The sequence below is a fragment of the Providencia sp. 2023EL-00965 genome, assembly GCF_033550225.1.
Taxonomy (GTDB): domain Bacteria; phylum Pseudomonadota; class Gammaproteobacteria; order Enterobacterales; family Enterobacteriaceae; genus Providencia; species Providencia manganoxydans.
Genome location: NZ_JAWUEH010000009.1, coordinates 101,063 through 123,935, shown reverse-complemented (window position 1 = coordinate 123,935; position 22,873 = coordinate 101,063). Strand labels below are relative to the sequence as shown.

Here is a 22,873-nt window from a genome sequence, read left to right as displayed (position 1 = left end):
GGTTACTCTTTGTTGTCGTTTATTTTTTAATCAGTGAAGTCAGTTGTGGTCTAAAGCGGTTATGTTTCACCACACGGATCTGCTCACGCATTCCATTCAGACTTTCTGTTTGAATATTTAAAACCGTTGCTGCAACAGCATCAACGTTCTTTTTCATTACTTTACCCCAGCCATCCACCGCGAGGCTGTGCCCCCATGTACGACGCGTCCCATGGACACCGACCTGAGCAGGTGCTAATACAAAGCATTGGTTTTCAATCGCTCTGGCTCGTAATAATGGTTCCCAGTGAGCCTGCCCTGTGTAGCGGGTAAATGCGGCCGGTACAGAGATAATTTCTGCGCCTTGCTCACGCAAGGCTTGGAATAGGCCTGGGAAGCGTAAATCGTAGCAAATGGTCATGCCTAAGCGACCTACAGGCGTATCCACGACAGTAATATGTTCGCCGCGCTGATAAATAACGGATTCATTGTATGTGCCTTGCTCATCTTCAATATTCACATCAAACATATGAATTTTGTCATAACGCGCCTGAATATTTCCTTTGGAATCAATTAAAATACTGCTACTTGTGATCCGCTCTGGATCTTCACGGCTAATGAGTGGCATAGAACCAATTAAAATCCAAACATTGTAGCGTTTTGCCATATTGGCAATCGCTTCTTGGAGCGGCCCCTGCCCTTCCTGTTCGGCTTGTTTACGGTAAATTGCTGCATCGGCAAACAACAATGCATTTTCTGGTGTTAATACTAGCTCAACAGTATCTGGCAACTGTTTAATCTGCTGCTCAATCTGTGCCAAATTATGTTTAGTATTTTTACCACTGCATAACTGCAAAAGTGCAACATTGCCATTTTTCATTACTCTTGAGTCTCCTTTAGCTGACGCAATACTTCATCAATTTTTGGTTCATCCAAACTTCCTGACACACGATAGCGTATGACAGAAATTTTACTCCATAATGGACCTAATACTTTTGATGCAGCAAATACTGCCGCACCTGCAATTGGATTGACCGCAAACGCGGTTGCCACACCAACTGTAGCAGATATTTCTGGGGTAACGATGGCTTCACCATTAATTTGACGTTTCACTAAGTCAATTTGCCCATTTAATGCAATATCTGCAACTAAGCCATCAATATAGAGATCTTTAGTTGATAGGATACCATTTTGGATCACCGCATTACCTTTAATTGAATCAAAGTCAAAGTCATTACTAAAGGTATCACGAAAATCAAATTGTAGCTTACGTAACAACGCGTCAAAACTGACTAAGCGCAATAACTGCCCTGCTCGCCCACCGCCCATTTTCGCGATAGCCCCTTTGCCAAGTTTAGCCGACAATTTACCATCCAATGTGGCCATATCTAACGACCATGGCACATCTTGCCAATTTAGCTCAAAATCGAGGGTATAAGGTGAATCGATAATAGGGACTAACACACCGTAATAGGCGGCAGTTTCATCGAATTGCTCACCACTCAAGGAACCGGCTACCTGCGTACGGTTCTGCGAGCCACTTTGCCAAACCGCAGCTAATTTTAACTGCGTTGCGCTGTTAATTAACGTTCCATCAGTCAGTTGTAAAATATTTCCCTGTGGTTTCAAATGCGCTTTGACTTCACCTAATTTTTGCCCTGCGGCCCAACAATCTCGGCAACGTATTTCCATTTCAGGCCAGTGACTAAAATTAAATGCACCACCATCATTATCACTGTTAGTTTCTTGCCCTGGGAATGCGCTTGGGTTGTAATACAGATAATCGATATTCAGCACCCAAGGCTGCTGAGAGTAGATTTGTAACTCCGCCTTTAAATTCTCGCTGGACACTTTTATTAACTGATCTACCGCTGACAAACTAAAGGACAGATCAACATCTTTCCAAGCTTGCCCACCTAAAGACAGGGATGGTGTCTTCACCGTTACGGTTTCAGGTAAACCAATATTGATTGGCTGAGTAGTCTGATCCGATGAAAACACAGTATCGATAAATCGCAGCCAACCACTATTCGTGACAGCAGGTAAATCAGCTAATAACGTTGATGAGTTTGGAAGCTTTGGTACATTCCCTTTCCATTGAGCCAAAGTACCTTTATTTAAGTGTAGTTTGGGTGAACTGAGATCCCACTCAGTATTGAAACCAATACGCTGCCCGATATCGCCACCAATGGTTAAGTGGGTTGTTGAGCCTTGAGCCGTCGCAGTGATCGTTGCTAATTCTTTCAGCAAATGGCCATCCAAAGCTGGCAACAAACTATTCAGTTTGTCTAAACCTGCGGTAAATTCGACGGTCAGAGCCATTGGCTCAGCGGCTGAATTAGGAAGTTTGATTTCAACATGACTTTTCCAGTCACTGGTTCCGGAAAGTTTTTGCTTGATTGAATTAGGTAATTGAGCGATTTTTGCCACATCCCAATTGCCAGCTAAATCGACATTCACTTGGTAGTTTTTCGGAGTGTCCGCTGTTGAAAAATTGATATCAACAGGCTGACCAAACCAATGACCTTGCAATTTATCGCTGCTCAAATCACCGTTATTAAACTGAAAACTACCACTAAGCGCAGTTAATTTGCTATCAATTGATTTAATAAATAAATCATTTTTATTCAAGTGAACATGGCCTTTTGCCACAACATCTTGACCTTGAGACAACGGAATGGCCAATGACAGATCACCTGTTATTCCACCGCCTATTTGCAGTTCATCTAGCGTGTCGCCAATAGAATGCTTCATGGGTGTCGAGGTGAAATAATGCTGAATTTGAGCCCCAGTGCCTGCAATATCGGCGTTAATAAATAACATTTCATGCAGATAATTAGGAATGTCTGCCGTTAAGTTTGTCGCGGTAGCATCACCTAACTTAACGCTGTCTGCGCGCATGGCTAAACCATTACGTTGAAAATCTAAATCGATGTCTAAGTTAAGCAACGCAGGCCAGCCTTCATCATACTCAAACGTGGCTTTTCTAAGCGGAACAAAGACTTGGAATTGTCCATCATTTCGATAAAACGGAAAATTTTGAGGATTGCCTTTGAAGGTTAAGGTCGCATCATTTACCTGCCCTGCGATCACCGCTTTCGACAAATAATCAGCCAGATCTTGTCCCATCAATTGCTGTGGAAAATAGCGCCATGCATCACCTGCATCACTGACACGGATCCCGGCTAAAATACTCAGATCGTCTTCATCAGTTTGCTTCGACTTTAAAAAGCTAAATTGGCCATTTGCCCATAATGAAGTTGCTTGGACATCCAGCCCATCACTCCACAACTTGAATTGTTTGTCATCATTAAGCCAATGTATTTGCCCTGTGGCTTGGCTGATCTGAAAAGGTGCTTTAAATTCAGGTTGATAATCGACTTCGCTATTTTCTAAACTCGCCTCAAGCACCCCACGCTGCATGTTTCCAACCAATACTCCTGTAAAATGATCGACCGAAGGCAGTTGTTTCCATTTTTTCCAACTGACATCCTGCCAATCCATATCTATTTGGGTATGGTCGAGCTGATCAGGGGTAATATCTAACGAAAAAGCGGACAGCAATCCTTTTGGTTGGCGATGTTGCCAGTCTTGCACCGTTTCAGGGGTCACAAATGAAAATGTCGGTAAGACCTCGCTTAATCGTTCTAATTCAATATCCTGAGCACGTATCCGCCAATGATCTTTTTGGTGATACTTAGCCGATGAGGGGAGATACAGCACTGAAACACTGCCATTTGGCCAAATATACTCATTGGTCTTAAGGGTGTTCAACTCAGGAATGTTAAATAGCCAACCTTCTCCTTGCCGTCTCATGCGGATCAACAAATCGTTGACTTGTAGGTTTTGCGCTAGTGGTGCTTGCCCCCAATTGGCTTCACCTTGGCGCAATTGCAGCAATCCACTATCGATACGATTATTTTTAATCGTAACCCATGATGACAAACTAAAGTTAGCGTCGCGCAGCCCAGTATTCTCACGCAACCAACGACTTAGCCATGGCTGCATATCAATATTATCGGCTTGTAAATAAACCGTACCATCACTCAAAATTCCATTTTTGTCTTTAACATCGATTTTAACCTGTAAATAACCGTGCTGTTTGTTAATCGTTTCTAAGCTAACAAAACCTTGGGCACGATGACGCTCTTGCTCATTCAACCATGTCAGTTCAGGCAAGAGTAGAGTCGTTTTTTGCTCTGATGGAGTCAGAAAAGTAAAGCGGCTATTTTTTAAGGTGAAGTGATTAAATTGCTTTAAAAACAGACCTTCTATACTATCGCTATCGATAGGTTGATCGTTGCCTTCAAAGCTGAGCGGGATCTTATAATCAACATCCAGCTGATAGAATGTAATATCGCGAAAACGCCACTTTAGTGAAAGTAACGAGCGCCATATGTCCAGCTCAATCGCAATTTGGCTCGCTTTGGCATCTGCATCAGCGTAGTTAACCACGACATTGTTGAGGGTCAATACAGGCCCAAATGACTGCCAAGCCCCTGTAATTTCCCCAATTTGTAAGGAGATATCACTGTTTTCTTCAATATAAGCAATGATGTCTGGCCTATAATGATTAATGTTCGGTAAGAAAAAACGTAATCCTGTTAGCAGCAATGCACAAAGCAGCAGCACGATAGCCGTCGTCATCCATACTACTCGTGGCAGTCGCTTCACCCGTTTCTCCTTCACCTAAAAACTACATCATGACGACATCAAATTGTTCCTGACTGTATAGCGGTTCAGTCTGAACTTTAACTTGTTTTCCAACAAAAATTTCCACTTCTGCTAGGGCATGAGATTCATCACCAGTGAGAATATCGACCACCGATTGTGATGCATACACCAAGAAACGATCGGCATCAATACTGCGATGAACTCGCACAATTTCACGTAAAATCTCATAGCACACGGTTTCAACAGATTTCACTGTACCGCGCCCTTGGCAGGTCGGACACACATCGCAAAGTACGTGTTCAAGGCTTTCACGCGTGCGTTTGCGCGTCATTTCAACCAAACCTAATTGTGAAAAGCCATTAATGGTCGTTTTCACTTTATCTTTACTGAGTGCTTGCTCTAAAGAGGCTAAAACACGGCGGCGATGTTCAATATCACTCATATCGATAAAATCAATAATAATGATCCCGCCTAAATTTCTTAACCGTAACTGACGGGCTATCGCTTGAGTCGCTTCGATATTGGTATTGAATATCGTTTCTTCAAGATTACGATGACCAACAAAGGCCCCTGTATTAATATCAATGGTTGTCATGGCCTCAGTTTGGTCAATAATTAAATAACCACCTGATTTCAATTCAACTTTTCGATCCATTGCTCGCTGAATTTCGTTTTCAACATCGAATAGATCGAAGATCGGCTGATTACCTTGATACAATTCAAGCTTAGCCGTCATTTCTGGCACATATTCTTCGATAAATTCTTGTAACTGTTTATAGGTTAGTCGAGAATCCACACGAATTCTATCTAATGACGCCCCTGCAAAATCACGAATGATCCGATAAGCTAATGCTAACTCGCCATAAATCTTAGTTCGCGTGACATTGCGCTTTTTCCGCTCAATCACTTTAGCCCATAAACGTTTTAAAAAAGCCGCGTCTTGCCTAACTTCATCATCTCCTACCCCTTCTGCGGCAGTGCGAATAATAAAGCCACCATTTTCATCACAATATTGGGCAACACACTCTTTTAAGCGCTCACGTTCAGTTTCACTTTCAATACGCTGAGAAACCCCGACATGAGAAGCGCCTGGCATAAATACGAGGTAACGCGAAGGTAATGTAATATCTGTGGTTAAACGCGCACCTTTGGTGCCTAACGGGTCTTTTACCACTTGGACGATTAAGTCTTGCCCTTGTTTAACCAGCTCAGCAATATCCCTCACATGGAAGTTTTTCTGCTCATCACCCGCAATACATTCAGTATGCGGCATGATATCAGATGCATGCAAAAAGGCGGCTTTATCGAGGCCAATATCAACAAAGGCCGCTTGCATACCGGGTAATACGCGGCTCACACGACCTTTGTAGATATTCCCTACAATTCCCCTTTTAGCTTCACGCTCTACATGGATCTCTTGTAAGATCCCACCATCAATATAAGCAACGCGCGTTTCCGATGGTGTAATATTTACTAATAACTCCGCAGTCATGACATCTCCTTACCATCACCTAACGCTAAAAATCTTTGTATTAATTCATCTGTTTCGACTAACGGTAAACCAACAACAGCGTGATAACTGCCATTAATGCGTCTCACGTAACAACCGCCTTTTCCTTGAATACCGTATGCCCCTGCCTTATCCATAGGCTCACCTGATTTTATATAATCATGTATTTCATCTAATGATAACTCGCGGAATGTCACATCTGTCACAATCAAGGTGTTTAATGTTCGCTTTTGATCAGAGATTGCTACAGAGGTCATAACTTGATGAGTCTTACCTGATAATGCTAACAGCATTTCTTGTGCATGTTGCTCATTGCGTGGTTTTTCTAAGATTTGGTTATTTAGAACAACGATAGTGTCGGCACCAACCACGGGATGATCTTCTGGTGCAATTTGAACACCCGCTTGCGATTTGTCGCGCGCTAAACGCTGTACATAAGCTTCGGGTGTTTCACCTGCTTGCCATTGCTCCTCAACTTCAGGACGTAAAATCGCAAATTCATGTCCTAATAGTTGTACAAGCTCTCTTCTTCTCGGAGAGCCTGAAGCCAAATAGATATAACTCATAAACGATGTTCCAGAGGTAATTGAATTGCTGCTAAAAACTTAACATACTGAAAACTTACGGCGAATTTTCCGTAACAGTAAAAATAGCCATGGCCACAGAATACCATTCACGAGGCTATTCCAGAATACTTGAGGATGAAATAATACCTGAGATGATACAAATTCGGCCCAAAACACGGTCATATCAAGAATGACAGTCAGCAAAACAATCATTAAAGCTTGCTGCCAAAGTGCCATATTGCGCAATAACTGGTGTTTATAAGAGACTAGGTAGCAAATGATACTGTATGAAAGTGCGTGTACACCTAAAGCAGAGCCTTGAATAGAGTCAACAATAATGCCAAGGATAAAACTGGTACCGACACTGACTCGATGCGGCAGCGCCATCACCCAGTAAATCAAAATCAGCAGTAACCAAGAAGGCCGGTAAAAAGCAAATTGTTCCGGCCACGGGATAAGCTGTAAAACCAATGCGATGAAAAAAGAAATCCAGATAATACTGCGGCCATTGCCACGATACTCATCCATTTAGCGTCCTCTCTTAACCATAGCCACTATACCTTCCCTATGGTTGCACTGCTGGAGACATTGATGGTGGTAGCGGCGGCCCCTGAATTTCACTTGGATTTGGTAAAACTTGAGGGAGCACTTTCATTAAGCGCTCGTTTGCTGCACGGTAAACCTCTGAAGGCTGTAACGGCGTCATGGCTTCATTTTCATTTCCCCATAACAGCAATAAATAGCGTAAGCGCTGTAGCTCTGCACTCGGCCTTGCGCTGATTATGGTATAAGCTCGCTGTGTATCATGTTTAACACTTGAAACCACAGCCACAGGATAACCTTCAGGGAAACGACCACCAAGGCCAGAAGTCACGAGAACGTCACCAACACGGATATCGGTATTTTCAGGTAAGGGCTCAAGTTGTAGATCATCTGCACATCCTGAACCCGCAGCAATGACTCGGATATCGTTCCGTAATACTTGGACTGGTAGTGCATGAGTGGTATCACAAATCAGTAGAACACGACTATTGAATTGACTCACCCCAACAACTTGCCCTACGACCCCCTTATCACTGATAACAGGCTGCCCTTCATAAACATTGGCATTTTCACCTTTATCAATAACCACTTGGTCGCGATAAGGTGTATTCGCACCAGAGATCACTTGTGTGACCATCATATGTTCGTCTTGACGTAGTGGAGAACCAAGTAGCTCACGCAAACGGGCATTTTCTTGTTTTAATTGCTCCAATAAAAGGCTATCCGCCTTTTTTAATAGCAGTTCCTGACGCAGCGCTTTATTTTCAAACTGAAGTTGTCCACGTGAGGAAAAGCTTTCAGAGATGTTATCAAGAAATTGACGTGGGCCATTAGCCAAAAAGTAAAATGGGCTAACCGCCGTATCTAAATAGTTACGGATTTTGTTGAAAGGCTCAAAGCGATGGTCAATCACCACCAGCGCTATTGCAACAATAACAGCAATAAAAATTCGCAGCTGGAGAGATGGGCCTCGCCTAAAAATCGGCTTCATGTATGGCTGAGTTTCACTAAGTTCAGAGGATCAAAAATAGGCAAAAGCAGCGGCTGAGGCAATAACCTCAGCCCGCTTACGACATTATTTAGTCATCACTAAATAGATCGCCGCCATGCATGTCGATCATTTCTAATGCCTTGCCACCACCACGGGCAACACAGGTCAAAGGATCTTCTGCAACAATTACAGGTATACCTGTCTCTTCCATCAGTAAACGGTCGAGGTTACGCAGCAATGCACCACCGCCAGTAAGTACCATACCTCGTTCTGAAATATCAGATGCCAATTCAGGAGGACATTGCTCTAATGCCAACATTACCGCACTGACGATACCGGTTAATGGCTCTTGCAATGCTTCTAAAATTTCATTTGAATTCATTTTAAAGCCACGAGGAACACCTTCAGCAAGGTTACGACCGCGAACTTCAATTTCATACACTTCATCAGTTGGATAAGCAGAACCTATACCATGCTTAATACGCTCAGCGGTTGCTTCACCGATCAAAGAACCGTAATTGCGACGCACATAGTTAATGATAGCTTCATCAAAACGGTCACCACCGATGCGTACTGAAGAAGAATACACGACACCGTTTAAAGAAATGACAGCGACTTCAGTCGTACCGCCACCGATATCAACCACCATTGAACCCGTCGCTTCAGAAACAGGTAAACCAGCGCCAATCGCTGCGGCCATTGGTTCTTCAATTAAAAAGACTTCGCGTGCACCTGCACTCAGTGCAGATTCACGGATTGCTTTACGTTCAACTTGTGTTGCACCAACTGGCACACAAACTAGCACACGAGGGCTTGGACGAAGAAAGCTGTTGCTATGCACCTGTTTGATAAAATGCTGTAGCATTTTTTCCGTAAGGAAAAAATCTGCAATAACCCCATCTTTCATTGGTCTTATTGCTGAAATATTACCCGGTGTACGCCCCAGCATTTGCTTAGCTTCACCACCCACCGCAGCAACGCTTTTTGGTGTACCAGAACGGTCTTGGCGAATAGCGACAACAGAAGGTTCATTTAATTTTACGCCTTGTCCTTTGACATAAATGAGGGTATTGGCCGTACCCAAGTCAATTGACAGGTCATTAGAAAACATGCCACGAAATTTTTTAAACATAACGAAAGGGTTATCCTGCAAGCTGGGGACGAATAAAAACCCGTCTACTCTACCAACCACTTGAAGCTGTCTCAAGGCGTTAATGAGCAGCTTCTAAAAATATGGTTAATCCATCTGTTGTAACAGCACAAATACTGCACATGCCTCTTTTAGAAACGAAGCAGATAACAACCTTTAAGATAGCTATTGGTACTTATCTTACGTCAAGTTGCAGCGTTGTTAACCCGCCGTTCCTCGATATATTTTAAGCCTATTGATACGTAAATTTTAAAGCGCATCAATAAATAATAGCGTATTGGTTGTTATATACGCCGTCTTTTATTTCACCCTGTGTTGACAAGTTTTTATGACTACAAGTTCAAATAATCTTTTGTTATTTTTTTTATCGCTGCACATCGACTGACTTCACAGCTAAATATGTTCATTTTCTGTATGTTAGTCCAATAATCTACTCTAGAACCTAGGTAATACCACTGACACATAAACATAACGCTTCGCAACATGATATTTTGCACGATAAAATAGGTTTTATACCAGAAAAAATTACATTTTTACAAATTAATTACAATAGTAGCAGGTGCGCAAGTCACAACTCACTAATTATATTAAGCATTGCGGCTATATACTCCAAATAATTCAAGGGTAACGGGATGACAAATAAACAGATCACTAGAAGCATAGACAATACCGTCATTGGTATGAAGTATGAATAAGTATAGTTACCATACCTGAAGTATAAACAGAGTTTATTAATCTTAAACCATTCCTCACTAATTATAGGAGCGAAGTATGCAAGCTCTCATTCTACAAAAAGACCATGATCAACTGACAGCCAATATCCAGTCCATTCCGACAGAACAACTTCCTCCAGGCGATGTGATTATTGATATTTATTGGTCAACACTAAATTACAAAGACGCCTTAGCAATTAATGGAAAAGCGGGGGTTGTGCGCCAATACCCAATGGTTCCGGGGATTGATTTTTCAGGTGTGGTGCATCACAGCGAAGATCCTCGTTTTAGCGTAGGCCAACACGTTCTACTCACAGGTTGGGGAGTTGGAGAAACACATTGGGGTGGGCTCGCAACTCAAGCTCGAGTTCCCGCAGATTATCTCACCCCACTCCCTGAAAACCTCTCACTGAGACAAGCCATGATTATTGGCACAGCAGGCTTTACAGCCATGCTCTGTGTTAACGCCTTGCAAGATGCAGGTATCACCCCAGATAAAGGCGAAATTATTGTGAGTGGAGCCAGTGGTGGCGTTGGCTCAACGGCTATCCAGCTGTTATCACAACTGGGTTATGATGTAGTGGCCATCTCTGGTAGAGCAGAAAATAGTGATTATTTGCTGAAAATAGGTGCCAAAAGAGTACTTGCGCGCAGTGATTTTACTGGAACAGCTAAACCACTTGATAAGCAACATTGGGCAGGGGCGATTGATACTGTCGGAGGAGAAGTGCTTGCCAATATATTAGCGCAAACACAATACAACGGTGCAGTCGCAGCTTGTGGTCTTGCGGGCGGTTTTTCATTGCCAACCACGGTGATGCCATTTATTTTACGTAATATCCGCCTGCAAGGTGTCGATTCGGTTTATTACCCAGCGAGCAAACGCCCCGCTGTTTGGCAACGCCTTTCGCAGCTGTTACCTGAATCATTTTATTCGCAAATTACCTCAGAGATTACATTAGAACAGTCCGTTGAGTACGCGCAGAAATTTCTCAAAAATCAGATTACAGGGCGTACACTTGTTAAGATTTTAACACCATAATTGCGTTTTGTGCGGGCCAACCCAAAAGTTTGGATTACCGCACAATTTAAAAAAATAAATGTAGTTAATTTCTCTGATAAGACCAGTATTTTGCTGTCATATGCTGTGAAATAATTATAATAGCCCTCCTTATCACGAAAGATCTGATATATTTTTATGATAAAAGATGACAAACCATCCACATCAGGTTATGTTGTCGGGTTATTGACATATCGTCGGAGTTAGCAACACAATGGCAGAAGATATTCACATTTTACTTCTCAATGGGCCGAACCTAAATCTACTTGGCACAAGGGAACCTGATAAGTACGGTAACCTCACCCTTGGAGATATTGTGTCTAAACTCACAAAGGAAGCGGAACAACTAGGCGTAAAATTGAGTCATTTTCAGTCCAATGCAGAGCATGAACTGATCAATAAAATTCATGCGGCAAAGGATAACGTAGATTTTATTCTAATTAATCCGGCTGCATTCACGCATACTAGTGTTGCTTTGCGTGATGCATTATTAGCGGTTGCGCTCCCGTTTATCGAGATCCATCTGTCTAATGTGCATGCCAGAGAACCATTTCGTCATCATTCTTACCTCTCAGATAAGGCGGTCGGAGTGATTTGTGGTCTTGGTGCCGATGGTTACAGTTTCGCGTTACAGGCAGCGGTTAACCGTCTGTCATCTTACTCCGAGTAATTTGAGCTGTAGTTAGGCGACAAATGAATGAGTCTCTAGAAACATAGGTAACTGTGTCACTAGTATGAATGAAGTCACCATAACCTTAACTTAAGGCGCTACAACTTAAACTATAACGAGTATGTGCTCTAAATAATTCAGGACGTAGTTAGGCGGCTGCTGAGTAAGTCGCTAGGAATATACGCCAGTATATCGCTAGTGTGATTGAGCAAAGCCAACAACACTACAACTTGAAATATAGCGAGCATAAATCACTTAAATTCAAATATAAGAGTACGGAATCATATCCATGGATATTCGTAAAATTAAAAAGCTGATCGAGCTGGTCGAAGAGTCTGGCATTTCTGAACTGGAAATTTCTGAAGGTGAAGAGTCAGTACGTATCAGTCGAGTTTCAGCTGCTTCTCAGGTCATGGCGGCACCTCAACAGTTTTACTCTGCACCTGCGGCACCACAACCTGCATTAGCAGCTGCGGTAGCTCCAGCACAAGAAGCTGCGGCACCAGCGGCGGCAACGGCGCCAGCAGTTTCAGGCCATCAAGTGCGCTCTCCAATGGTCGGTACTTTCTACCGTTCACCAAGCCCTGAAGCCAAACCATTTATTGAAGTTGGTCAAACAGTCAATATTGGCGATCCTCTTTTCATCATCGAAGCGATGAAAATGATGAACCAAATCGAAGCAGAAAAAGCAGGTGTTGTGAAAGCAATCCTAGCGCAGAACGGTGAGCCGATTGAATATGACCAGCCGTTAGTGGTTATCGAATAACGAGGCGTTTCCATGCTGGAAAAAATTGTCATTGCTAACCGTGGAGAAATCGCACTACGTATTCTTCGTGCCTGTAAAGAATTAGGCATCAAGACTGTAGCTGTGCACTCTGCGGCAGATAGTGATCTAAAACATGTCCTGTTGGCTGACGAGACAATTTGTATCGGGCCAGCAGCATCCGCAAAAAGCTACCTGAATATTCCTGCCATCATTTCAGCGGCGGAAATATCAGGGGCTCAAGCAATTCACCCAGGATATGGTTTCCTGTCTGAAAATGCGGATTTTGCAGAACAAGTCGAACGTTCTGGCTTTATATTTATCGGACCAAAAGCTGAAACCATCCGCCTAATGGGTGACAAAGTTTCAGCGATTGAAGCGATGAAAATAGCTGGTGTACCTTGTGTACCGGGTTCCGATGGCCCATTGGGCAGCGATACTGATAAAAACAAAGCTATCGCGAAACGTATTGGTTACCCTGTGATCATCAAAGCCTCTGGCGGCGGCGGCGGTCGTGGTATGCGTGTGGTTCGTCACGAAAAAGATTTAGAATCTTCAATCAGTCTCACGCGTGCTGAAGCAAAAGCGGCGTTCAACAATGATATGGTTTACATGGAGAAATACCTTGAAAACCCTCGTCACGTTGAAATTCAAGTAATGGCTGACGGCCAAGGCAATGCGATTTATTTAGCTGAGCGTGATTGCTCAATGCAACGCCGTCACCAAAAAGTGGTTGAAGAAGCGCCAGCTCCGGGGATCACTGATGAAGTTCGCCGTGGTATTGGCGAACGCTGTGCCAATGCTTGCATTGAAATTGGCTATCGTGGTGCAGGGACTTTCGAGTTCCTATATGAAAATGGTGAGTTCTATTTCATTGAAATGAACACCCGTATTCAAGTTGAGCACCCAGTCACTGAAATGATCACTGGTGTTGACCTGATTAAAGAACAGCTGCGTATCGCTTCAGGCATGCCATTGTCTGTTAAGCAAGAAGATATCGTTGTTCACGGTCATGCTATTGAATGTCGTATCAATGCTGAAGATCCAAACACCTTTATGCCTAGCCCAGGTAAAATCACGCGTTTCCATTCTCCGGGTGGTTTTGGTGTCCGTTGGGAATCTCATATTTACGCAGGCTACACCGTACCTCCGTATTATGACTCAATGATTGGTAAGCTGATCACCTATGGTGAAACACGTGAAATCGCCATTGTTCGTATGAAAAATGCACTCAACGAACTGATTATCGATGGCATTAAAACCAATATTGAATTGCATCAAATGATCATGAATGATGAAAACTTCCAAAAAGGTGGGACTAATATCCACTATTTGGAGAAAAAACTCGGTATTCAGGATTAATTGATCGTATTACTGACGTAAAATAAACATACCGAGAACGCATACTTCTCGGTATTTTTTTATCTTTTCAATTAACATGTACACTCTAGATAATTCAAAATGCCGCTAAGCACAGTCACTACCCTTGCGACTTGAAATATGGCGTGGATAAATCAGGAACCCCTATGTCTCTTAAACACAACAACTGGAAAAATATTGGAAAAACGCCTGATTACCGATTTTCATTAGCCAATGAAAGAACCTTTTTAGCGTGGATCAGAACAGCTTTAGCGCTGTTAGCAGGCTCTATTGCAGTTGAACAGCTCCTGCATGAAACCGCAACACCATGGATAAGGATATTATTATCACTATTTCTGGCTTGTGCTGGTGGTATTACGGCGATTATGGCCCTCTACCGTTGGCGACAAAATGAAATTGCCATGCGCACCGATGAACCATTGAGATATACCTCTTTCCTCACCATGATGACATTGTTTATTACCACCATCGCCATCATTTCTCTCCTCTATATACTCATTTAATGCCATATGATACGTGATCCAGGTTTACAACCCGAAAGAACTCAGCAGGCATGGAGCCGTACTTTGCTGCTTTTGTTCGTGAACACATTATTGTTTCTGCGACTTGGTTTATTAGATTCGTCATGGTTACCATTTGTAGGAGCCGTGATCGCCACATCGCTGCTATGTATGATTGGCTTTAAAAGACACATTTCGTCGGCTTATCAAAATAGTGGCTTAAAAATTGATAATGCAATTTTCCTTTATATCACCGCTTTGGCCATTTTAGCGATGTCGATCCTGCTAATCATTCATATCCTTATCATGGCATAACCCCTATGACTCACTATTAATGGATATGAAAACCCACCACTTTAGCCTAACTTATCCTCTAACCCACTCAAAAAACAGGTCGATAAGTGCAGAGATAAACGTCGTTAATCTACCTACCCCCAATGCACTACATCTTGAAGTATCACGAGTATCGACCGTTTTTTTTTACACTCCCCCCTAGGTTTATCGTACAATCCCTGATTATTTTTATTTTATGAGGGGGAAATACGTATGGATAAGCGTTTTCTTCAATCAAATAAGGAAGCTCGCTGGTCACTCTATCTCACTCTTGCCTATCTTATTGGTTGGGTGATCTGTGCCTATCTTCCAAGTAATACCATTGGTGTGACGGGCCTGCCATTGTGGTTTGAATGGTCGTGCCTGATCTTACCTATCATCTTTATTTTGTTATGTATCATGATGGTCAAAATCATTTTTAAAGAGATTCCTTTGGAGGATAAAGATGCAAACTGAAGTTTTGCTACCTCTAATTGGTTACTTAGTACTGGTTTTTTTGCTATCTGTATACGCATACCGTAAACGAACCAAAGGTGAGTTTCTTAATGAATATTTCTTAGGAAATCGCTCCATGGGTGGGTTTGTGCTCGCCATGACCATTACCGCAACCTATGTTAGCGCCAGCTCGTTTATTGGTGGTCCCGGCGCTGCCTACAAATATGGCTTAGGTTGGGTACTACTGGCGATGATCCAGCTACCTGCAATTTGGTTATCCCTTGGCGTACTCGGCAAAAAATTTGCGATTCTAGCTAGACGTTATAATGCCGTGACCTTGAATGACATGCTGTATGCACGTTATCAAAGCCGCTTTCTCGTTTGGTTTGCCAGTATTAGCTTACTAATCGCTTTCTTTGGCGCAATGACAGTACAATTTATTGGTGGAGCGAGATTACTGGAAACCGCCGCAGGTATTCCGTATACCTATGGTCTGCTGATTTTTGGTGTCTCCATTGCGTTATATACCGCAATCGGTGGTTTCCGAGCCAGTGTGCTTAATGATGCACTGCAAGGGTTAGTGATGCTACTAGGCACTGTCATTTTACTGGTAGCTATTATCTATCATGCAGGTGGACTGGGCGCTGCCGTGGAAAAAATTCACACTATCGACCCTAAATTAGTTTCTGTTGAAGGTGCTGATGATATTTTAAGTGGCCCATTCCTTGCCTCTTTTTGGATTTTAGTCTGCTTTGGGGTAATTGGCTTACCGCATACCGCAGTGCGTTGTATTTCCTATAAAGACAGCAAAGCCGTTCATCGTGGAATTATACTTGGCACCATCGTGATGGCTGTGCTCATGTTTGGTATGCACTTTGCGGGAGCGCTAGGCCGTGCCATCCTACCTGACCTGACGATCCCTGACCAAGTGATCCCAACCTTAATGGTGCAAGTATTACCCCCATTTGCTGCTGGTATTTTCTTAGCCGCCCCCATGGCTGCAATTATGTCGACGATTAACGCACAGTTACTCCAATCATCAGCGACTATCGTCAAAGATATTTATCTCAGCAGTGCACCAAAGCAAATTCATAATGAAAAAAGATTGTCACGTATTTCCAGTTTTTCAACATTAATACTGGGCGCACTATTGCTAATTGCCGCATGGGATCCACCGCAAATGATTATTTGGCTAAATCTATTAGCATTTGGTGGCCTCGAAGCCGTCTTCTTATGGCCATTAGTTTTAGGTCTCTATTGGGAAAAAGCGAATAGTAAAGGCGCCATCAGTGGTATGGTCATCGGTGGTGTGAGCTATGCATTATTAGCCTCATTCAAAATTGAATTAATGGGCTTCCATGCAATTGTTCCTTCACTGCTATTTAGCCTGATTGCCTTTATAATTGGTAATCTTTTCGGTAAAAATCCAGTACAATCGGCAGCCAATGAGCAGGCTACGCCCGCAAGCAATTAAGTAAAAGAGATTAACTATGCCTTGGATACAACTACGACTTAACTCTACTGGCCAGCAGGCTGAAGCACTTGGTGATGAATTGATTGAAAGTGGCGCGGTTTCAGTCACTTTTCAAGACAGCCATGATACCCCAGTATTCGAACCCTTACCGGGCGAGACGCGTTTATGGGGTGATACCGATGTGATTGGTCTCTATGATGCCGAAACAGATATGGCAATAGTCGTAGCGCAATTAGAGAATAGCCCACTGCTTGAAACAGGCTTTATCCACAAGATCGAACAACTTGAAGATAAAGATTGGGAAAGAGAGTGGATGGATAATTTCCACCCAATGCGCTTTGGACAACGTTTATGGATCTGCCCAAGCTGGCGTGATGTGCCAGATCCTAACGCGGTCAATGTAATGTTAGATCCTGGCCTAGCATTTGGTACAGGTACTCACCCGACCACCTCCTTATGCTTAGAATGGTTAGATGGATTAGATCTCGAAGGCAAAACAGTGATCGATTTTGGCTGTGGTTCCGGTATTCTAGCCATTGCGGCGCTGAAATTAGGCGCCGCACAAGCAATTGGGATCGACATTGATCCACAAGCAATACTTGCTAGCCGCGATAATGCTGAACGTAATGGGGTTTCTGATCGTTTATCACTCTATTTACCTAAAGACCAACCAAAAGAGCTACAAGCGGATGTGGTGGTCGCTAATATCTTAGCAGGCCCATTACGCGAACTAGCCCCAATGATCAGCGTACTGCCTCATTCAGGTGGCTTACTGGGGCTTTCAGGTGTATTAGCAACCCAAGCAGAAGGCGTTGCAGATGCTTACCGTGAACAGTTTGCAATCGACCCAATCGCAGAGAAAGACGAATGGTGTCGCATCACTGGTGTCAAGCATTTTTAGCAAATTTATAATAAAAATCAGTGAATAATTTCTTTGAAATTAAAGCAGGAATAGATTATCGTATAGCTCAAATATTGTTCAACTGCTGGTGATATTCTATCCTGTTTGGGATTTGAACAGGCTAACGGCGAATTTAGTGATTTTTTTACAAAATCATCTAACTGATTGTTATTAAACACTAATAATTGTATTTTGAAAAAATCAAGATAAAAAAGTTAGTGATAAATAACGGTTTGCTCAAAGTTTGTCCTTTCATATCTCGAAAAAAATGCGTAATATACGCGCCCTTGCAGTCACAGTATGGCCCCCTTTAGTTATGCGAATCGGACAATATCAGTTGCGAAACTGTCTTATTGCTGCCCCCATGGCAGGCATTACAGATCGACCATTTAGGTCGCTTTGTTATGACATGGGTGCGGGTATGACGGTCTCAGAAATGCTCTCATCCAACCCACAGGTTTGGAAGACCGACAAATCAAGACTGAGAATGATCCATCGCGATGAACCGGGGGTGCGTTCCGTTCAAATAGCTGGCAATGATCCCGATGAAATGGCAGCCGCAGCTCAGATTAATGTTGAGAGTGGCGCACAAATTATCGATATCAACATGGGCTGTCCAGCTAAAAAAGTGAATCGTAAGCTTGCAGGTTCAGCGCTGCTACGTTATCCCGACTTGGTGCAATCCATCTTGTCTACGGTAGTCAAAGCAGTCGATGTCCCTGTCACGTTGAAGATCCGCACAGGCTGGTCACCTGAAGAACGTAACTGTATAGATATTGCCAAATTGGCCGAAGATTGTGGTATTCAAGCACTGACCATTCACGGTAGGACTCGAGCCTGTTTGTTTAATGGCGAAGCTGAGTACGACAATATACGGGCAGTTAAGCAGACTGTTGCCATACCGGTTATTGCCAATGGCGACATTACTGACCCGCTAAAAGCCAGAGCTGTATTGGATTACACAGGGGCGGATGCCCTGATGGTAGGACGAGCAGCTCAGGGAAGACCCTGGATCTTTCGGGAAATCCAGCATTATCTGGACACAGGTGAAATGTTACCACCGATGCCAATGGCAGAAGTGAAACGCATTATGATAGCGCATGTACAGGAGTTGCACGACTTTTACGGTCAAGGCAAAGGAGCCCGTATAGCGCGTAAACATGTTTCTTGGTATTTGCAAGAACATGCACCTGATGACCAGTTCCGGCGCTCATTCAACGCCATTGAGGACGCCAGCGAACAGCTGGAGGTGTTGGAAGCATTTTTTGAATATTTTGCGTAAATAAAGATAAGAGCTGACAGAACTATGTTCGAACAACGCGTAAATTCTGACGTACTAACCGTTGCTACTGTAAATTCACAAGATCAAGTAACTCAAAAACCATTGCGTGATTCAGTTAAGCAAGCACTGAAGAACTATTTTGCTCAATTAAACAATCAAGATGTTAATGATTTATATGAGCTGGTATTGGCTGAGGTAGAGCAGCCTTTGTTGGACATGGTTATGCAATATACCCGTGGAAACCAGACCCGTGCAGCCCTGATGATGGGTATCAACCGCGGTACTCTGCGTAAGAAACTGAAAAAATACGGCATGAACTAATCCTAGTCGGTTAATGCAGTGTTTTTAAAGGCACTTCTTGTTTTTCAAGAAGTGCTTTTTTAATACTTAATTTTTAGTTTACGACTTTAGCCTTTGCCTTGGCTACTTAGGTAAATTGCAGCTCTGACCTTCTCAACGACATCTTTGCCCGCGGCCATATCAGATGTTCCAAATGAAGGTAGCCATTAATCTACCCCGTTAATGAAAAAAGTATTTTCATTCTGCATTAGGTATTACAGGGGGGACAAAAATACTCAAAATCTGTGATGTTCAGTTCTGTCAGTTATGGTGAATAGTCCTCATGGGTTACAGATTGGTATGTAATCGAAGTAAATTGAGACTATCTCCATTTCATATTTAAATGAAATCGAATATTTTAAACCCCATGTTAAATATGAAAAAAGGTAATACTGAATGGCTAATTTAATTTATTTGAAACTTACAGGAAAAAACCAAGGGTTGATATCTGCGGGTTGTTCAACGCGTGATTCAATTGGCAATATGTTCTGCACAACACCAGCGAATGCTTTGTTTGATACAACCCAAACGAAGTAATATAGTGCTCACTGATGAACACTTACAGCGTAACTGTTTAATCTCATCCAAAGAGTATTAATGATTATAAATATAGGAAAATAAAGTGAAACTTATTGATTTCAAGTCAAAAAATGGAAAAAAAACATTTGGTGATTTATTTTTTGATGAAAAAACAGATTTTGCAGAACATCTGATAAAATTAAGAGAAGACATGCTGCAAGTGGAGTTTCCTAATAACTATATTTTAGATATAGGCTGGAGTAATGATTTTGAAATAGATGGCTATTTCATTATATATTTAATAAAACATTTTGATTGGGAAAATCCTGTTTATTTAGGTAATGCCTATAATTACTACGAGTTAGTTGAGGAGATAAATATTGCTATGGAACTAATTCCTTGAAAAACATTCTATAACTGACATTACTATTACAATAGTCACTTGCGAAATAAACATAGAGAGAACTTAGGTAAATAGTTCCGTCTATTAGAAATCATTAAAAAAAGACTATAGCTAAAGATGATAGCTTCAAATACTGTTTATCTAAATTTATTAAAGAAGTTTCGCAAAAATCAATAGACAGTTTTTATAAAAACAGTAAAAACACATGGCATTTTTGGAATAAAATCACATGAAAAAAATAAAGATTAGTAGATGGTATATATCTGGGTTTTGGGCTCCCCTTGATGGTGGACCGAATGAAGATGAATTATTATTGAAACTGAATTTGAACAATCCTTCGAGCATTGATTTAATTGTTGGTAAAATACTGAAACCATATATAGATATTTTACCATTAAAGTATCAAATCCGTTTTAAGAATAGTTTTAAGTATGCAATAACATACTACTCAGAAAAAGAATTAAAGGATTGTTACTATACAGGTACGCCTCAATTAGAGTTACCTGACGGTATAACAGCTCGTAATTTTTATATTTATGTATGGAATTTTATATATAAAGGTGAAAATTATTTAGCATCTGAAAATGATGATTATACAGAGCTATCACTTAACGAAATCTATAAAAAATAAGTACATTAATGTATCTAAGAAAAACTACACAGACAATAAAAGATACGTTAATAAACTTTACAGAGTTGAATAATATTATTAAAGTAGAGCAGGTAGCAAGGGAATGTAATTTTACCCTATCTTTAACTAGATGATAACTTTATAAATTTATATTTTCACGAAGTAAAATATCACTACAAATACGCTAACTACAATAAAATTATCAAGGTTTTAATAAGGATTAACTTATGATAAATAATAGGATGACTAACTTCAGAAGCATGTCTTTTTATATGAACGGTGAGTTAGCAGCATCAAACCTCGTTCTTTTTATAGAATTTGATAATGTCAACTGGTTTTCACTTACTATAGGCGAAGGGATGCTTGAATTCATTAAAAAAGAAACAGAACCTAAATGTAGCTCAACCGTGAAATTACAGGACTCATTCTCATATCCAATTACTGAGAATAGTCAACTGGAAAAATATAAAGAATGCAAGTTAATAAGTATTCATCAATACAGATTGATTAACAATTTAGATTACAGTCTGGGAATTTTTTTTGAAACTAATATGGGAGGAATAAGCATTATTGAAGATGGTGATAACCTGTTTATAAGTGAAGGGGTTAATAATGATTTATTATCTAAGTGTAATTTAATTAAATATAAAATATAATGATAAGAATCAACATAATGAAAACTATAACAGTTCCTCTTTCTAAAGAAGCAATGCATAGATTGGATTATAATGAATCTATTGATGGTGATCTACTAGAACTAGAGTTGAGTGATAGCCAACTAAATACCCTAAGTAAAATAAAATTATTTGAAGTAATCAATTATAATTTAGGGTTAAATATAGATGATTATGAAGATGAAAGCCTGTATGATATGAATAAAATAGAAATTTTAAATGAAATTCTCAAAAGCATGATAAATAAAGAGAATAAAGATATAATTAAATCAATTTTAGAATTGTCGAACACAGCATTAGATAAAAAAACAGGAATATTTTTCTTTTTTTAATCCATTTAAATTTCAAATACTCCATGAGTATTGAAATAACACTCATAATCTATGATAAAAATAACCCCAGATAAAGATAAAAAATTAATAACATTCTATATATAATGATTGGCATTTTGATGATAAACGGTATAATGTGACCAATAGATTATCATAAATAAAAACATGATAAAAAACTATAACTGTATCAATCTAACAGAGGCAAATAAAATATTATTACTAATTTCAGGTGATTATATTGGAATAATTAATCTCATCGATTACGCCGAAGATGATAATTTTTTATTGGTTAAGAGACTAAATGATTGGGAAGAAAAAGATGACATTATATATTAAAGGAAATCAATCTAAAACATTACCAACTAGGTGAAGTGATTATATTAAATGATTTTTATACAGAAACAAAATAGCATATTTATTAGACTCTAAATATATTAACTGTTTTTCAACGGAATATTTTAAAAATATAAAATTTATAAAGGTCACTTTTCTTGAAAGTAAAACAATCAGTATATATGTTTGTTTTTTACAATAAATTCCATTAATGTTTAAGTTGAGATAATAGTGAAATTTTCAATTAGTAATTTTAAAAACAAAGAAACTGGTGAAAAATTAGACCACTTTGGTTATGTACATATAATTTACAATCATACTAACATACCTGAAGACCTAATATTTTCGATGATAGAAATTATTTCACCAACATTTAAGGTTGTTGATAACATGCTATTTATTGATAATCTCTTTTCACAGAGAAAATATGATGAACACCTATCTTCTGGAATAAGTAAAGAAAAAACTCAATTTTGGCTTAATTTAGTCGATATTAGTAGCGTTTTTGATATATTAGAATATGAAGAGACTATTATAGTAGCGGAGAAACTAGTTCATTGCTGGAATTTAAAAATTAAGGGAGAAAATTTACAGGCATTTGGCCAAGCTCGAATTCTTCGTGATGATTCAGAAACTGAAGTGTTAATTACTGTTGACCAATATAGCCATGATTAATTTATGATAGGTGCCTAGCCATTCAACTAAATATAACAAATCA

General features: G+C 40.7%; 23 protein-coding genes and 1 pseudogene. 17 read left to right on the top strand and 7 right to left on the bottom strand.

Going from position 1 to position 22,873, the window contains the following annotated elements:
- Positions 1 to 19: 19 nt before the first annotated feature.
- The 7 genes from nit1 to SC428_RS12740 all read right to left on the bottom strand — a co-directional run bounded on the left by nit1 (position 20) and on the right by SC428_RS12740 (position 9,395).
- Complete coding sequence (nit1, locus tag SC428_RS12770; protein ID WP_318707919.1) at positions 20 to 859, bottom strand: deaminated glutathione amidase; 840 nt, start codon at positions 857 to 859, stop codon at positions 20 to 22.
- Entirely contained in the window at positions 859 to 4,653 is a 3,795-nt protein-coding gene (yhdP, locus tag SC428_RS12765; protein ID WP_318707918.1) for an AsmA2 domain-containing protein YhdP, read from the bottom strand. The genes nit1 and yhdP overlap by 1 nt, the downstream gene beginning before the upstream one ends.
- A 22-nt stretch (positions 4,654 to 4,675) precedes the next feature.
- Positions 4,676 to 6,145 (bottom strand): ribonuclease G, encoded by a 1,470-nt coding sequence (gene rng / locus SC428_RS12760; RefSeq protein WP_070928959.1) that lies wholly within the window; start codon positions 6,143 to 6,145, stop codon positions 4,676 to 4,678.
- Positions 6,142 to 6,729, bottom strand: a complete 588-nt coding sequence (locus tag SC428_RS12755) for a Maf family protein (protein ID WP_070928960.1) — start codon at positions 6,727 to 6,729, stop codon at positions 6,142 to 6,144. The genes rng and SC428_RS12755 overlap by 4 nt, the downstream gene beginning before the upstream one ends.
- A 39-nt stretch (positions 6,730 to 6,768) precedes the next feature.
- Complete coding sequence (gene mreD, locus SC428_RS12750) at positions 6,769 to 7,257, bottom strand: rod shape-determining protein MreD (RefSeq protein WP_070928961.1); 489 nt, start codon at positions 7,255 to 7,257, stop codon at positions 6,769 to 6,771.
- 37 nt (positions 7,258 to 7,294) lie between these two features.
- Positions 7,295 to 8,263: a rod shape-determining protein MreC gene (gene mreC / locus SC428_RS12745; protein ID WP_070928962.1), complete on the bottom strand. Its 969-nt coding sequence runs from the start codon at positions 8,261 to 8,263 to the stop codon at positions 7,295 to 7,297.
- Positions 8,264 to 8,351: 88 nt separating this feature from the next.
- On the bottom strand, positions 8,352 to 9,395 hold the full coding sequence (locus SC428_RS12740; RefSeq protein WP_014657562.1) for a rod shape-determining protein: 1,044 nt from the start codon (positions 9,393 to 9,395) through the stop codon (positions 8,352 to 8,354).
- Positions 9,396 to 10,184: 789 nt separating this feature from the next.
- Here SC428_RS12740 and SC428_RS12735 point away from each other — a divergent pair.
- The 17 genes and pseudogenes from SC428_RS12735 (at position 10,185) to SC428_RS12655 (ending at position 22,830) form a co-directional block, all read left to right on the top strand.
- A complete protein-coding gene (locus SC428_RS12735; RefSeq protein WP_140186504.1) occupies positions 10,185 to 11,168 on the top strand; it encodes an oxidoreductase in 984 nt (327 codons plus the stop codon).
- 232 nt (positions 11,169 to 11,400) lie between these two features.
- Positions 11,401 to 11,856: a type II 3-dehydroquinate dehydratase gene (gene aroQ / locus SC428_RS12730; protein ID WP_070928964.1), complete on the top strand. Its 456-nt coding sequence runs from the start codon at positions 11,401 to 11,403 to the stop codon at positions 11,854 to 11,856.
- A gap of 289 nt (positions 11,857 to 12,145) precedes the next feature.
- Positions 12,146 to 12,622, top strand: a complete 477-nt coding sequence (accB, locus tag SC428_RS12725; RefSeq protein ID WP_070928965.1) for an acetyl-CoA carboxylase biotin carboxyl carrier protein — start codon at positions 12,146 to 12,148, stop codon at positions 12,620 to 12,622.
- Positions 12,623 to 12,634: 12 nt separating this feature from the next.
- Positions 12,635 to 13,981 carry an acetyl-CoA carboxylase biotin carboxylase subunit gene (gene accC, locus SC428_RS12720; RefSeq protein ID WP_070928966.1) on the top strand — a complete coding sequence of 449 codons (1,347 nt, stop codon included), beginning with the start codon at positions 12,635 to 12,637 and terminating at the stop codon, positions 13,979 to 13,981.
- A 164-nt stretch (positions 13,982 to 14,145) separates the two neighbouring features.
- The gene (locus SC428_RS12715) at positions 14,146 to 14,502 is read left to right on the top strand and encodes a YidH family protein (RefSeq protein WP_070928967.1); all 357 of its coding nucleotides are present in this window, start codon (positions 14,146 to 14,148) and stop codon (positions 14,500 to 14,502) included.
- Positions 14,503 to 14,508: 6 nt separating this feature from the next.
- Positions 14,509 to 14,814 carry a DUF202 domain-containing protein gene (locus SC428_RS12710; RefSeq protein ID WP_233445680.1) on the top strand — a complete coding sequence of 102 codons (306 nt, stop codon included), beginning with the start codon at positions 14,509 to 14,511 and terminating at the stop codon, positions 14,812 to 14,814.
- Between the two features lie 231 nt (positions 14,815 to 15,045).
- Positions 15,046 to 15,288, top strand: a complete 243-nt coding sequence (locus tag SC428_RS12705; RefSeq protein WP_070928968.1) for a YhdT family protein — start codon at positions 15,046 to 15,048, stop codon at positions 15,286 to 15,288.
- Positions 15,278 to 16,741, top strand: coding sequence for a sodium/pantothenate symporter (panF, locus tag SC428_RS12700; RefSeq protein WP_070928969.1), 1,464 nt, complete (start codon positions 15,278 to 15,280; stop codon positions 16,739 to 16,741). The genes SC428_RS12705 and panF overlap by 11 nt, the downstream gene beginning before the upstream one ends.
- A gap of 16 nt (positions 16,742 to 16,757) precedes the next feature.
- Positions 16,758 to 17,642 (top strand): 50S ribosomal protein L11 methyltransferase, encoded by an 885-nt coding sequence (prmA, locus tag SC428_RS12695; protein ID WP_070928970.1) that lies wholly within the window; start codon positions 16,758 to 16,760, stop codon positions 17,640 to 17,642.
- A 316-nt stretch (positions 17,643 to 17,958) separates the two neighbouring features.
- Complete coding sequence (gene dusB / locus SC428_RS12690; protein WP_070929020.1) at positions 17,959 to 18,924, top strand: tRNA dihydrouridine synthase DusB; 966 nt, start codon at positions 17,959 to 17,961, stop codon at positions 18,922 to 18,924.
- 24 nt (positions 18,925 to 18,948) lie between these two features.
- Positions 18,949 to 19,245: a DNA-binding transcriptional regulator Fis gene (gene fis / locus SC428_RS12685; protein ID WP_004258438.1), complete on the top strand. Its 297-nt coding sequence runs from the start codon at positions 18,949 to 18,951 to the stop codon at positions 19,243 to 19,245.
- 414 nt (positions 19,246 to 19,659) lie between these two features.
- A pseudogene (locus SC428_RS12680) lies at positions 19,660 to 19,752 on the top strand (type VI secretion system tube protein Hcp); the annotation flags it as partial.
- 133 nt (positions 19,753 to 19,885) lie between these two features.
- A complete protein-coding gene (locus SC428_RS12675) occupies positions 19,886 to 20,185 on the top strand; it encodes a hypothetical protein (RefSeq protein ID WP_318707916.1) in 300 nt (99 codons plus the stop codon).
- Positions 20,186 to 20,414: 229 nt separating this feature from the next.
- A complete protein-coding gene (locus SC428_RS12670; protein ID WP_318707915.1) occupies positions 20,415 to 20,816 on the top strand; it encodes a hypothetical protein in 402 nt (133 codons plus the stop codon).
- A gap of 227 nt (positions 20,817 to 21,043) precedes the next feature.
- Positions 21,044 to 21,472 carry a hypothetical protein gene (locus SC428_RS12665; RefSeq protein WP_318707914.1) on the top strand — a complete coding sequence of 143 codons (429 nt, stop codon included), beginning with the start codon at positions 21,044 to 21,046 and terminating at the stop codon, positions 21,470 to 21,472.
- A gap of 17 nt (positions 21,473 to 21,489) precedes the next feature.
- Positions 21,490 to 21,822 carry a hypothetical protein gene (locus tag SC428_RS12660; RefSeq protein WP_318707913.1) on the top strand — a complete coding sequence of 111 codons (333 nt, stop codon included), beginning with the start codon at positions 21,490 to 21,492 and terminating at the stop codon, positions 21,820 to 21,822.
- 564 nt (positions 21,823 to 22,386) lie between these two features.
- On the top strand, positions 22,387 to 22,830 hold the full coding sequence (locus SC428_RS12655) for a hypothetical protein (RefSeq protein ID WP_318707912.1): 444 nt from the start codon (positions 22,387 to 22,389) through the stop codon (positions 22,828 to 22,830).
- Positions 22,831 to 22,873 lie beyond the last annotated feature (43 nt).